A 12,632-nucleotide genomic window follows, 5' to 3' on the forward strand; every position below is an offset into this window, starting at 1 on the left:
TATATGGTAATGGCGCTTTAAACAGGAATAACAATTATTTCAATAAATCATTGGCTTTTGCAATTACATTTTCAACTGTAAAACCAAATTTTTCAAATAACTGTTCAGCAGGTGCTGATTCGCCAAAACTTATCATACCCACAATTTTGCCATTTAGTCCCACATATTTATACCAGTAATCACTAATCCCTGCTTCAATCGCAATACGCGCAGTGACCGAAGAAGGTAATACCGACTCTTTATAAGCGCAGTCTTGTTTATCAAACGCATCAGTTGATGGCATTGAAACAACCCGTACTTTTTTCCCTGCATTTGTTAATTGATGATAGGCTTCTACCGCTAATTCGACTTCTGAACCCGTCGCAATTAAGATCAACTCTGGCGTTCCTGCACAATCATTTAAAATGTAACCGCCACGATAAACATTGGCTAATTGTTCAGCTGTTCGTGGTTGTTGTTTAAGATTCTGCCTTGAGAAGATCAATGCTGTTGGACCATCTTTACGTTCAATGGCATATTGCCATGCTATGGCTGATTCAACTTGGTCACATGGACGCCAAGTACTGACATTTGGTGTTACCCGTAAACTTGCCATTTGTTCAACAGGTTGATGTGTTGGTCCATCTTCACCTAGTCCGATTGAGTCATGGGTATAAACAAACAGTGAACGAATCTTCATTAAGGCAGCCATGCGTACCGCATTTCGTGCATATTCCATAAACATTAAGAATGTTGCCCCATAAGGAATAAAGCCGCCATGAAGTGCAATACCATTCATAATAGCAGACATCCCAAACTCACGTACACCATAGTGAATATAGTTACCATCCGGATTGGCTAAAATTTCTTTTGAACCTGACCACATTGTTAAGTTACTTGGTGCTAAGTCAGCCGAGCCACCTAGAAACTCAGATAATACAGGTGCAAAAGCTTCAATTGCATTTTGTGATGCTTTACGCGTCGCTATCGTTGCTGGGTTTGCTTGCAATTTATTGACAAAATCGGTAGCCACTTGTTGCCAATTTTCTGGTAAATCGCCCTGCATTCGTCGTTTAAATTCGCTTGCAAGTTCTGGATATGCTTTGGCATAAGCTTCAAAGCGAGTGTTCCACTCATCTTCAATTTGTTTACCTTTGGTTTTCGCATCCCACGCTTCATAATAAGCTTTCGGAATGTCAAACGGCGGATAATTCCACCCAAGTGCTTGACGGGTTGCTTCAATTTCAGCATCTCCCAGTGGTGCACCGTGACTGTCATGACTGCCCGCTTTATTTGGTGATCCAAAACCTATAACTGTTTTACACATCAGTAAAGAAGGTTTATCGGTCACAGCTTGTGCTTGTTCAATCGCTTGAGCAATGGCATTTGCATCATGACCATCAATACCGCGAATAACATGCCATCCATAAGCTTCAAAGCGTTTCGCGGTATCATCAGTAAACCAACCTTCTATTTCGCCATCGATTGAAATACCATTTTCATCATAAAATGCAATGAGTTTTCCTAATTTCAGTGTTCCAGCCAATGAACAAGCTTCGTGTGAAATCCCTTCCATCATACAACCATCACCCATGAATACATAGGTAAAATGGTCGACTATAGTATGACCTGGTTTATTAAATTGTGCAGATAAAGTTCTTTCTGCAATTGCCATACCAACTGCATTAGCAATGCCCTGTCCTAAAGGTCCGGTTGTGGTTTCAACGCCCGGAACATGACCATATTCTGGATGCCCTGCTGTGATTGAATGCAACTGACGGAAATTTTTCAAGTCATCAATGCTAACTTTATAACCGGTAAGATGTAGTAAGCTATAAATTAGCATCGAAGCATGACCATTTGATAATACAAAACGGTCTCGATCTGCCCAAGTTGGATTGTTCGGGTTATGTTTTAAAAATCCACGCCAAAGTACTTCCGCCATATCAGCCATACCCATAGGCGCACCCGGATGACCTGATTTTGCTTTTTGTACACCATCCATGCTTAATGCCCTTATCGCATTCGCAAGCTCGCGGTGAGATAGCGTCGTTGCATTCATGTTTTAATCTCCAAAATATATTTTAAGTTATTCAAATTCATTTTTTCTGTATTTTTGAAACAGATTTATATTATTAACTTTATAAAAAAAGTGAAAGGGGAATGGTGACTCCCCCTTTATTATTATAGAAGTGTTGCAATCATCTCTTCTAATTTACCTTGATCCACCGCAAAGGCACGAATTCCTTCTGCCAATTTTTCGACAGCCATGGCATCGCTATTATGTTGCCATCTAAATTCAGACTCGGTAATCGGTGCAGGTCGTTCAACGACAGTTTGATTTGGATACAGTTTTTGTTCAACAGGCGCTGTTGAATGTTGCATTTCAGCCAATAAATTTGGCGCAATCGTTAATCGGTCACAACCGGCTAATGCTAAAATTTGTTCAACTTTACGGAAGCTTGCCCCCATAACTATCGTTTTATAACCATGTTGTTTATAGTAATTATAAATATTACGTACTGATACCACACCTGGATCTTGATCGGCAATATAAGGTCCAATTGGTTTTTTAGCTTGATACCAGTCATAAATACGACCAACAAAAGGCGAAATGAGAAACACATTGACTTCAGCACAAGCACGTGCCTGTGCAAATGAAAATAGTAACGTTAAATTACAATTAATGCCCTCTTTTTCAAGAACTTCGGCAGCTTTAATCCCTTCCCATGTTGAAGCAATTTTAATCAAAATTCGTGATTTATCGATACCTTTTTGTTGATAGAGTTCTATAATTCGGCGGGCTTTTTCGATACAAGCTTGTTTATCAAAAGATAAACGAGCATCCACTTCTGTCGAAATTCGTCCGGGTACAATTTTCAAAATTTCCGCACCAATATTGACAGCAACTTGGTCACAAGCATTAACTAATTGTTGTTCTTTGCTACCACCTAATTTTTTTGCAGTTTCAACTGCAGAATCAATCAGATAACGATATTGAGGAAGTTGAGCGGCTTTTAATACAAGAGAAGGATTCGTGGTTGCATCTTCTGGTGAAAACTGTTTAATTGAATCGATATCACCTGTATCGGCAACAACGACGGTTAATTTTTTAAATTCATCTAATTGACTCATATACTTCTATATCCTCTACAGCTTCAATTTTCTAAAAGATTATAATAGCATTTATCTAGTGATAAAACGACTTAGCGACTCGTTATTTTAACGTTTTTATACATTTAACAATAACCTGAAATAGATAACAAAAAAGCAAAATTTTCACACAGTTGTGATAGCAATTATAGCTTGTTTATCTCTACTATCAGTTTGTTATTTTTACATTATAAATTGATTTTTTAATGTGACCTAAATCACGAAATTCACTTTATCAATATGAAAAATATCTCGATAAAAACTCAATCTAGTATTTTTCAGCTAATCGTTAACGCTATATTGACCAGCCCTAAAACAAAAATGCATGATATTAAATATTGACTAAATCCATGCATAAATCGTTTTATTCGCAAAATTACAACCAGCACAGTTATCACATTTTTTCGACTGACAAAAATCGGGTTGTTCTACAACGATGAGTTGCATCACTTTTTTCTTTACCCAAAAGTTTAGTATCGGCATAAGGGCACTTTCAGGCAATCTAAAATGACGTGCTATATCTTGCAATTCCACGCGCCCTTTTAATTGTACATAATCACGAATCGAGGTCATTAACATTTTCTATATTAGTCTTATAGGTTTTACCTACTTTGTTCTCCAGAGAATCAAATGATAAAAGCAAATCAATCACAACAAGATGATTTTCTTTATTTTTTATGATTGAAAATATTATTTTTCTTGAATGAATCATTCCCCACTTTGCTCAGAATAAACATCATCAATGTTATCAATAGTCCACAAGCGAACAACCAATAACTTGCAGTATTTGAATAGGCAAGTTGTGTAAATTGATAATAGATTGTCGCCACCAACCAAGCAATTGTGAATGTCCATACTGCAACAAAAATCATCCAACGCCACCCTGCTTCACGATAAATAGTCCCTAATACTGCTGTACATGGTGTATAAAGTAAGATGAATATTAAATAAGCTATTACGGCTGACGAAGACGTAAATGATGTCTTAATTTTAGAAATAGCAGTGGAATTGATCGCTAAATCAGTTTGTAAAGTATCGATATCATCATTTAATGATGACAATCCAAGAGGGTCAGTAATCGTTTCAGACAAAGCAAATAAATTATCTGGAATAGTGGCAAAAGCCGATTTAATGTCTTCAAACCAATCCGATTGCTCATCATCTTCTGGTTGACTATCCATAGAATAAAGTGAATTTAACGTCGCAATGATGGACTCTTTTGCAAAAATTCCCGTAAAAATGCCCACTGTTGCTGGCCAATTTTTGTTATCGATCCCCATGGGTTGAAAAACAGGTGTAATTTTTTGGCTTATGACTGATAATACCGATTGATTAGTATTTTCATGTCCAAAGGTATTATCTGTTCCCCAAGAGTTGAGTAAGCTTAAAATCGTCACCATAATTACAATCGCTTTTCCGGCTTTGAATATAAAACTTTTCAAGCGTTGCCAAGTTAAGCGTAAAATGCTACGAAGGGTTGGAATTCGATAAACTGGCATCTCCATAATAAAGGGGGTTAACTCACCTTTTAATAACGTGTTTTTTAAAATCATCCCCGACAGGACTGCGACACCAATACCAAGCAGATATAACATAAATACAACGAAAGAAGCATGAAGCGGGAAAAATATAACCGCAAATAATGCATAAACCGGTAATCTTGCCCCACAAGACATAAAAGGGATCATGCAGATAGCCATTATACGATCTCGAGAACTTTCTAATGTACGCGTGCCCATAATTGCTGGTACACCACAGCCAAAGCCCATTAACATGGGCACGAAAGCTTTACCCGGTAAACCGATAAAACGTAAAACCCGATCAACCACCATTGCGGCACGCGCCAAGTAACCGGAATCCTCTAAAAAAGATAAAGCAAAAAACATCGCGGCAATGACAGGAATAAACGTTGAAACAGTTTGAATCCCATTGCCTATGCCATCAGACAATATGACACGAACCCAATCGGGCGCATGAATAAATTCTAATAAACCTGCGGTTCCATTGACAAAAATTGTTCCGAAAAATTTTTCAAAAAAATCGATAAATACCGAACCAAAATTGATAGCGACCATAAACATGGCATACATCACAATTAAAAAAAATGGTATCCCTGTAAAGCGTCCAAGCGTAATTTTATCGAACTTTTCTGAAATATCGGGACTTAATTCTCGAGGTTTAGCAATAACCTTTTTACACACTTGATCAATCGTTTCATATCTGGCACTTGCTAGCGCAACATCAATTTCATTATCACACCATGCCGAAAGGAGTTGTCGACAAATTTCAAGTTTTTCTAATTCAAGTGAATTAAACTGATCTGTGTTGTGTCCTAATAAGGCTTCAATTAATTGCCAGCGATTAAGTTGATGAACACGACTTTCTTCTGGTAACTCACTAATATAACGAGTCAACATTTTTTGCTGAGATTGCCCTAACGTGTCTATGCAAGGTTGAGCTTTTTGCTTGTTGACAGCCCTATTTTCAATTGCTTGATAAAATGAATTAATACCTAATTTTTTGGTTGATGAAATAGGTACTACAGGACAACCCAGTAAAACGGATAATCGTTGGTAATCGATTTTTTCGCCCATATTCTTAACCGTATCAATCATATTGAGTACAACAATCATCGGTACTTGTAGATCAATCAATTGAAATGTTAGATATAAGCTTCGCTGTAAATTGCTGGCATCAATAACATTAATAATGACATTATTTTTTTCTGTCAGAATAAATTCACGCGTTATCCATTCATCTTGCGACATTGAAACCGCATCAGACTCAATAGAGTAAGTCCCCGGTAGATCTACGACCTCGTATTGGTGATGGTGATAAGAAAATAAACCTAATTTTTGTTCAACTGTCACGCCAGGCCAATTACCGACTCGCTGTTTTAATCCTGTCAGTAAATTGAACAGTGTTGTTTTGCCACAATTTGGATTTCCAACCAGTACTATTTTCACTCATTTATCTCCGTTACTTCAATGGTTGCTGCTTCACGATGCCTTAGACAAAGAAAAAATCCACGTATTTTAATCTGAAGTGGGTCTCCCAAAGGAGCCACACGAACAATCGAAATTTTACAGCCTGGAGTTAATCCCATTGCCAGTAACTTTCTACGAAAAGGTAAGGATTCAGGTAATAGACGAGAGATAACCGCCTCATTTCCTAAAGGGAGGTGATTTAATGTTAATACTGACATTAATGTTCCTGTGAATTATGCTAGCACGTTTTATTCTGCTTATTTTAAAAAATATTCACCTATAAAAATAGTTTTAAAATGCGAATAATTCGCAATATTAATATTTAATATTTAAAAAAATAGAAAAGTAACTTTAAAAAATAAAATTTATGTCAAAAATAAGGATTAATATGTTTTTTTCAAGTGTTTTGTTCTGAAAAACAAAAAGAATCTGAATAAGGTTAAATTCAAGCGATTAATCTTTCGATTATTCATTTAATTAATGTTTAGATTACTCAGCCAATTCAAAATTAGAGATTCGGTAAGACAACTGATATAATTTGACTTTATACTTTGCTTAAGGAATGAGAATTATGTTAACCATTTACGGTATTAAAAACTGCAGTACAATGAAAAAAGCGTTCACATGGCTTGATGAAAATAAAATCAAATATCAATTTCACAATTACAAAACAGATGGACTGTCAACTGAACAATTACAGACTATTTTGAAATTCGTTGATTGGCAAAGCCTACTTAATACACGGGGTACAACATGGCGTAAATTGGATGAATCAGTACGTGCTAACGTTGACAATGAGCAAGCTGCGATGAAACTGATGCTGGACAATCCTTCAATTATAAAACGACCGCTAATAATCAAGGGTAAGCATGTATTACTCGGATTTTCAGACGAAAGTTATTCGCAATTTTTCAAACAACAACAATAAAACCGAGATCATTATGACAGAGCCTGTTATTGAACTAACCAAAGCATTAATTGCCGAAAAATCGATAAGTCCGGATGATAAAAATTGTCAAAATATCCTTATCGAGCGCTTAACATCACTTAACTTTATCATTGAAGAATTCAATATTGGTCGCACTAAAAATCTTTGGGCTTATCATGGCGATCCGTCAGAAACAACACTTATGTTCGCTGGTCATACCGACGTAGTGCCTGCTGGCGATGAAAGCCAATGGCTGTATCCCCCATTTGAGGCAACCATTGATACTCATGGTGTACTTTATGGCCGTGGCGCATCAGATATGAAAAGTGGTGTCGCAGCAATGATCTGTGCTGCTGAAGATTTTGTTAAAGCAAACCCCAATCACCGTGGTCGTGTTGCGTTTCTAATTACCTCTGATGAAGAAGCTGATGCAACCGATGGAACAGTTAAAGTTGTTAATCGTCTTATTGAACGTCAGGAACGTGTAGACTATTGTATTGTAGGAGAGCCTTCTTGTGATAAGGTTTTAGGCGATCAAATTAAAAATGGGCGTCGAGGTTCTTTGACAGCAAATTTAATTATTCATGGTATGCAAGGTCATGTCGCCTACCCTCATTTAGTTGACAATCCTGTTCATCGATTTGCCCCTGCATTGGCTGAACTGGTTAATACGGTTTGGGATAATGGCAATCAATATTTTCCGCAAACCTCTATGCAAATTGCAAACATTCAGGCAGGCACAGGAGCTGAAAACGTTGTGCCCGGTGATCTATCGGTGCAGTTCAATTTTCGATACAGTAGTGAACTCACTGACGAATTAATTAAAACCCGCGTTGAGCAACTTTTACAAAAGCATAAATTAAACTATACGTTAAATTGGCGTTTATCAGGTCATCCGTTTTTAACGCCGCAAGGTGAACTGACTCAAGCTACAGCAAGTGCGATAAAAGAGTACACAAATATTAAGACAAAATTATCAACAAGTGGCGGAACATCAGACGGACGTTTCATTGCAAAAATGGGCTGTCAGATTATCGAGTTTGGGGTATTAAATAAAACAATCCATAAGATTAACGAAAATGTAAATTGTCAGGATATCATCACACTGAAAAAAATTTATCAAAGAATTTTGGAAAAATTACTCGTTTATTAAGATTGGCTAAGTTATCTAACTTGTTAAATCTGCTCAAACAAAATTTGAATAGATTATTTAATGCTACTTTGGACATTCGATTAAACGAGCGTCACTAACATGCATCCTACAAAGGTAAAAAAATGGAGTGGATAAAAGATTATTGGTGGGTAATTTTATTATTCATCTTAGGTATTTTTATTAATGCCATTAAAGCTCTCAATAAGCTTAATTTTAAGTCTTACATTGATAAAAAAGGGATTAAACCCATACCTTATGATGATGAGGAGAATAACCAAACTCGAAAAAGTGCTGAGGATAAAAACAAAAAGTGATTAATTTCGAAAAAAATTAATCACTTTCTTCCCTATCGGATATCGTTAATATCACTTTTAAATAAAGCTTGATGGCGATAACGATCGACCCACATCGCAGTTGAGCCACAAACTGCAATTGGCATAATAATTAGGTTTAATAGTGGCACCATAGTAAAAAAACTAACTAAAATACCGTAGACTAAATTATCAACTTTATCCTGCTTAAGTAACTCACGCATACGATGAAAAGTAATCTTATGATTATCGAAAGGATAATCAGCGTATTGAATATTAATTTGCCATGCAGTAAATAAAAACCAAATTATCGGTGTGACTGTTTGACCAATAACAGGAATAAAATACGTTAATAATATTGGGATAGACCATAATACATAATTGATTAATTTTTGAATTTCACGACCAAATATTCTAGGTAAATCTTTGATTAAACTTAACCAAGAAGTATCGGGTGCAGGTATACCCGTTAATTCAGCTTCAACTTGTTCGGCAAGCAAGCCGTTAAACGGTGCAGCAATAAAGTTAGCCACTGTACTAAAAAAATAACAAAATAATATGACTAAAATCAGAATCACCATAAAACTAATAATATAGCCAAGCCAAGAAAGCCACCCCGGTACATAAGATAATCCCCAGTCAACCATGCCGGTAATTGTGGAAAAAAACCAATAAAATAGCGCTGACATAATCACCATATTCGCCAATAAAGGCAAGAATACAAAATGTCTAATTTTCGGGCTGAATGCTAATGACCAGCCTAACAGAAAATATTCAAATCCCGATCTACGCCGATCATGATTAATATTTGAATTAAATCTTAATTTATCTACATTATCACTCTTCACTCTTGTTCCTTTTAAACATGAAATAACGCTAAATTTAACTTATCAGCATGGTTTTCAATAAAACAACATTGCTATTTTTCATAAATAACTTCATTGTTACTATTCAACCATTGCTTAACCTCTTGTTTAATTGTTTCTAATAATGCTTTTCGCCCAGTCAATTGAAATTGCTGAATGATCGCATTGCCTTGATTTTTATTTTTCAGTAAAGCACCTAAGACAGATAATTTCACTCGATTATTTTGCTTATCATTAAATTGTTGTAAGCGACATAATGAAGCATAAGTTGCTTCGAATGCTCGATGAAAATAACAAAATCCGTATAATTCCATAATATCTTGCTTAGTCAATTGCTGATCAGTATCAGCAATAAGCATTTCATCAAATGGGAGTGCGATGATCTCTTTTAGCCACATTATGTTACGTTGTAACTTTTTGGATAGCACGTTAACCAAATTTATACCATTTTGGTTAATCGGTTTTATTGCCATTACCGAATATGTGCCACTACTTGTCTCTAAACGACTACCAACATGTACAAGTACAAAACCTACAGATGACCAAAACTGATAATTTTCCCTACTATAGGCAAAACTCACGGATAAAAAATCTTGATGTTGTTTTTTTGCCGCTTCATAAGTATGTTGTATCAATTGCGTTGCAATATTTTGTCTTCGATAAGAAGCTATCACTGCAATGCGATTTATTCTGACAGATTTTAATTTTGCTGCTTGTTTAACACCTGCATGGGCTACCAAAGATTGTGCAACCATATTTCCTTTTGGTCTACGGTTACCCTTCCATATTTCTTCAATTAAGTCATCCGGTAAATCTCCTTCCTTAACCGTTATGGCTGCACCAATTAGGTTATGACTCTGTTTAGCCTGCAAAATCGTCAAATTTGTCGCGTCTAAAAGTCGCCTTAAATCAACTAACGTAGTTTGATAATGGGCTGTTTTCAGTAAATAAAAGATCTCCTTCAAACTACTTAAATCATGACGCGCTACTATGGAATAATCAATTGGCTTTGTATTATTAATTCGCTGATTTTCTGCTGATATTAGTCCATTGAGAACTAAACAATCAGTAAAATATTCTAACTGATCATCGCCATTCCACCGAATTGGTTTTTCAAGATGAAAATAATCACATTGTTTATCATTTAATAATTTTAATAAAAAACCTTGTCCGGTACCTTCGTAACCTTCAACCGTAGTAGTCAGTAAAATACGGCTTTTGTCTAAATTCACGAGTTGCAGCAATTTTTTTAGCATTGGCAAAGGTATCATGGCTGCTTCATCAATAATAAGATAGCCAGCAAAATCATCGACACCTTTTTCGATTAATTCATCAGGTGCATAAAAACGAACATCAGGTTTAGCAAAACGAAAGAAAGTGGTCAGCGATTTTTTGTTAGGAGCCGTAACAATGCAATGTCGATAGTGAGAGAATTGACCTGCCAAAGCGGATTTTCCCCTACCTCGTTTTGCCGTGATAACATGGATAGGCTTATCACTGTTTAACACTTGTTTTAATGTGTGTTGCTGTTCATCATAATCAGGGGATGTCAAATAACATTCAGAAAAGTTATTTTTTTGGAAACCGTTAAATTTAGAGATAGTGTGCTGTAAATGGTTTATAAAATTAGGCACAGGTATTGGATAAGCATCTTCATTCCAACGTAAACTATCTTTGTCTGCCCAAAGATTATAATTTTCAGGCAATAACAAAATCAATCGGCTTCCTTTTACAAGCGTTCCTGACAACATGGCAAATGCTTCTAAATTAAATGACTGAGTTGCATCAAAAATGGCATGTAAATACTCTTGTCCTAAAAGGGTTTTAGTATTAGATATTGATACGATATTTGGCACATAATTTGATAAAATGGCTTGATCACTTATTGTGATCCAATCCCCTTTATGTTGCTTAATGATGTCACTTAATTGACTGAATAATTTCGTTACATCACCACGCAACACCCATAAAGTTCTGGTGCTATCAAGATTAATCATCGACTAACTTTTTCCAATCAATATGGAAAGCAAGCCTGCGGCAATAAGGGGGCCAACTGGAATACCTTTGAAAAAGGCAACACCAATCAAGGTTCCAATGATTAAACCATTAACAATGGTGGGATGTGCGCCAATTAAAGAAACCCCACGGGTACCTAGCCAAGAGACTAGTATGCCGACAAAGATAGCTAAAATTGATTGCCATGTTGTGAATGATTTTAATATGTCTTTGATACTCAAAGATCCGTCGGCAAGCGGAACCATCATAGCCGCCGTTAAAATGACAATACCAATTGTCAGTCCATATTGATTTAAAAACGGAAAATAGGTCGACAATGGTGTTAATTTAAATAATAGTAGCAATAATACGGCAAAAGTGACTGTGTTATTATGCGTTAAATAACACAGTGCAGCTAAACCCAGTAAAAGAAAAAAGGAGATATCAAATTGAGCAAACATTACAAAGCAACGCCGATTCTGGTGGCGACTTCCTCATAAGCTTCAATGACACCGCCAAGCCCTTGGCGAAAACGATCTTTATCCATTTTTTTTAAGGTCTCTTTTTCCCATAATCGACAACCGTCAGGGGAAAATTCATCACCTAACGTAATTTCACCCTTAAACAATCCAAATTCAAGTTTATAGTCCACTAAAATAAATCCTGCTTTATCAAAAAGATCGGTCAAAATTGAATTGATTTTAAAGCTTAGTGCCTTCATCGTTGATAACTGTTCATCAGTAGCCCAACCAAATGTTTTACAATATGACTCATTAACCATGGGATCATGCAATGCATCATTTTTTAGGAATAATTCAAATGTTGGCGGATTTAACACCTTACCTTCTTCAACCCCTAAGCGTTTGACCAAAGAACCTGCGGCACGATTTCGAACCACACACTCCACGGGTACCATATCCAGTTTTTTGACGATGACTTCTGTATCAGACAAAAGCGTTTCAACTTGAGTAGGAATACCTGCTTCACGCAGTTTATTCATAATAAAATAATTGAATTTATTATTGACGCGCCCTTTACGCTCTAATTGTTCAATACGTAAGCCATCAAAAGCGGAAGTATCATTGCGAAACTCTAACACTAATAGATCGGGATTTTCAGTAGTATAAACCGTTTTTGCTTTACCACGGTAAAGCTCAGCCAACTTTTTCATGGTTCTAACCTTATATCAAATTGCCAACAAATGATTAAGGAGCTATTCGCTCCTTAGTTTTAAACTTTTCGATACTCACCTATTTGTAC

12 protein-coding genes are annotated in these 12,632 nt (G+C 36.1%); 3 read left to right on the plus strand and 9 right to left on the minus strand.

Annotation, left to right across the window (positions count from 1 at the left end):
• Positions 1 to 34: 34 nt before the first annotated feature.
• The 5 genes from tkt to ACGH6R_RS10540 all read right to left on the minus strand — a co-directional run bounded on the left by tkt (position 35) and on the right by ACGH6R_RS10540 (position 6,337).
• Positions 35 to 2,041 carry a transketolase gene (gene tkt / locus ACGH6R_RS10520; protein ID WP_267349640.1) on the minus strand — a complete coding sequence of 669 codons (2,007 nt, stop codon included), beginning with the start codon at positions 2,039 to 2,041 and terminating at the stop codon, positions 35 to 37.
• A 122-nt stretch (positions 2,042 to 2,163) separates the two neighbouring features.
• Complete coding sequence (tal, locus tag ACGH6R_RS10525; protein WP_411599744.1) at positions 2,164 to 3,114, minus strand: transaldolase; 951 nt, start codon at positions 3,112 to 3,114, stop codon at positions 2,164 to 2,166.
• A gap of 360 nt (positions 3,115 to 3,474) precedes the next feature.
• Positions 3,475 to 3,705, minus strand: coding sequence for a FeoC-like transcriptional regulator (locus tag ACGH6R_RS10530; protein WP_267349643.1), 231 nt, complete (start codon positions 3,703 to 3,705; stop codon positions 3,475 to 3,477).
• Positions 3,706 to 3,800: 95 nt separating this feature from the next.
• Positions 3,801 to 6,098: a Fe(2+) transporter permease subunit FeoB gene (gene feoB, locus ACGH6R_RS10535; protein ID WP_411599745.1), complete on the minus strand. Its 2,298-nt coding sequence runs from the start codon at positions 6,096 to 6,098 to the stop codon at positions 3,801 to 3,803.
• The gene (locus ACGH6R_RS10540; protein WP_267349646.1) at positions 6,095 to 6,337 is read right to left on the minus strand and encodes a ferrous iron transport protein A; all 243 of its coding nucleotides are present in this window, start codon (positions 6,335 to 6,337) and stop codon (positions 6,095 to 6,097) included. Before ACGH6R_RS10540 ends, feoB begins: the two co-directional genes overlap by 4 nt.
• A 353-nt stretch (positions 6,338 to 6,690) precedes the next feature.
• Between ACGH6R_RS10540 and ACGH6R_RS10545 the strand changes: the two genes are divergently transcribed.
• The 3 genes from ACGH6R_RS10545 to ACGH6R_RS10555 all read left to right on the plus strand — a co-directional run bounded on the left by ACGH6R_RS10545 (position 6,691) and on the right by ACGH6R_RS10555 (position 8,514).
• Entirely contained in the window at positions 6,691 to 7,047 is a 357-nt protein-coding gene (locus ACGH6R_RS10545) for an ArsC family reductase (RefSeq protein WP_411599746.1), read from the plus strand.
• A 13-nt stretch (positions 7,048 to 7,060) separates the two neighbouring features.
• A complete protein-coding gene (gene dapE / locus ACGH6R_RS10550) occupies positions 7,061 to 8,200 on the plus strand; it encodes a succinyl-diaminopimelate desuccinylase (protein WP_411599748.1) in 1,140 nt (379 codons plus the stop codon).
• A 122-nt stretch (positions 8,201 to 8,322) separates the two neighbouring features.
• Complete coding sequence (locus ACGH6R_RS10555) at positions 8,323 to 8,514, plus strand: hypothetical protein (protein ID WP_411599749.1); 192 nt, start codon at positions 8,323 to 8,325, stop codon at positions 8,512 to 8,514.
• Positions 8,515 to 8,546: 32 nt separating this feature from the next.
• On the opposite strand, the gene cysZ is transcribed toward ACGH6R_RS10555, so the two are convergent.
• The 4 genes from cysZ to purC all read right to left on the minus strand — a co-directional run bounded on the left by cysZ (position 8,547) and on the right by purC (position 12,543).
• Positions 8,547 to 9,317 (minus strand): sulfate transporter CysZ, encoded by a 771-nt coding sequence (gene cysZ / locus ACGH6R_RS10560; RefSeq protein WP_411599773.1) that lies wholly within the window; start codon positions 9,315 to 9,317, stop codon positions 8,547 to 8,549.
• 113 nt (positions 9,318 to 9,430) lie between these two features.
• Complete coding sequence (locus ACGH6R_RS10565; protein ID WP_411599750.1) at positions 9,431 to 11,374, minus strand: GNAT family N-acetyltransferase; 1,944 nt, start codon at positions 11,372 to 11,374, stop codon at positions 9,431 to 9,433.
• 3 nt (positions 11,375 to 11,377) lie between these two features.
• On the minus strand, positions 11,378 to 11,833 hold the full coding sequence (locus ACGH6R_RS10570; RefSeq protein WP_267349657.1) for a DUF441 domain-containing protein: 456 nt from the start codon (positions 11,831 to 11,833) through the stop codon (positions 11,378 to 11,380).
• A complete protein-coding gene (gene purC / locus ACGH6R_RS10575) occupies positions 11,833 to 12,543 on the minus strand; it encodes a phosphoribosylaminoimidazolesuccinocarboxamide synthase (RefSeq protein WP_267349659.1) in 711 nt (236 codons plus the stop codon). Before purC ends, ACGH6R_RS10570 begins: the two co-directional genes overlap by 1 nt.
• Positions 12,544 to 12,632: the final 89 nt, after the last annotated feature.

The organism is Gilliamella sp. CG13 (genome assembly GCF_046635805.1).
GTDB classification, from domain to species: Bacteria; Pseudomonadota; Gammaproteobacteria; order Enterobacterales; family Orbaceae; genus Gilliamella; species Gilliamella apicola_I.

What these genes read in the sequence shown, in the direction of transcription:
- tal (WP_411599744.1), bottom strand. Translation starts at nt 3,114, where the DNA reads ATGAGTCAATTAGATGAATTTAAAAAATTAACCGTCGTTGTTGCCGAT.
- ACGH6R_RS10530 (WP_267349643.1), bottom strand. Translation starts at nt 3,705, where the DNA reads ATGACCTCGATTCGTGATTATGTACAATTAAAAGGGCGCGTGGAATTG.
- ACGH6R_RS10545 (WP_411599746.1), top strand. Translation starts at nt 6,691, where the DNA reads ATGTTAACCATTTACGGTATTAAAAACTGCAGTACAATGAAAAAAGCG.
- purC (WP_267349659.1), bottom strand. Translation starts at nt 12,543, where the DNA reads ATGAAAAAGTTGGCTGAGCTTTACCGTGGTAAAGCAAAAACGGTTTAT.
- ACGH6R_RS10565 (WP_411599750.1), bottom strand. Translation starts at nt 11,374, where the DNA reads ATGATTAATCTTGATAGCACCAGAACTTTATGGGTGTTGCGTGGTGAT.
- ACGH6R_RS10570 (WP_267349657.1), bottom strand. Translation starts at nt 11,833, where the DNA reads ATGTTTGCTCAATTTGATATCTCCTTTTTTCTTTTACTGGGTTTAGCT.
- tkt (WP_267349640.1), bottom strand. Translation starts at nt 2,041, where the DNA reads ATGAATGCAACGACGCTATCTCACCGCGAGCTTGCGAATGCGATAAGG.
- ACGH6R_RS10555 (WP_411599749.1), top strand. Translation starts at nt 8,323, where the DNA reads ATGGAGTGGATAAAAGATTATTGGTGGGTAATTTTATTATTCATCTTA.
- dapE (WP_411599748.1), top strand. Translation starts at nt 7,061, where the DNA reads ATGACAGAGCCTGTTATTGAACTAACCAAAGCATTAATTGCCGAAAAA.
- ACGH6R_RS10540 (WP_267349646.1), bottom strand. Translation starts at nt 6,337, where the DNA reads ATGTCAGTATTAACATTAAATCACCTCCCTTTAGGAAATGAGGCGGTT.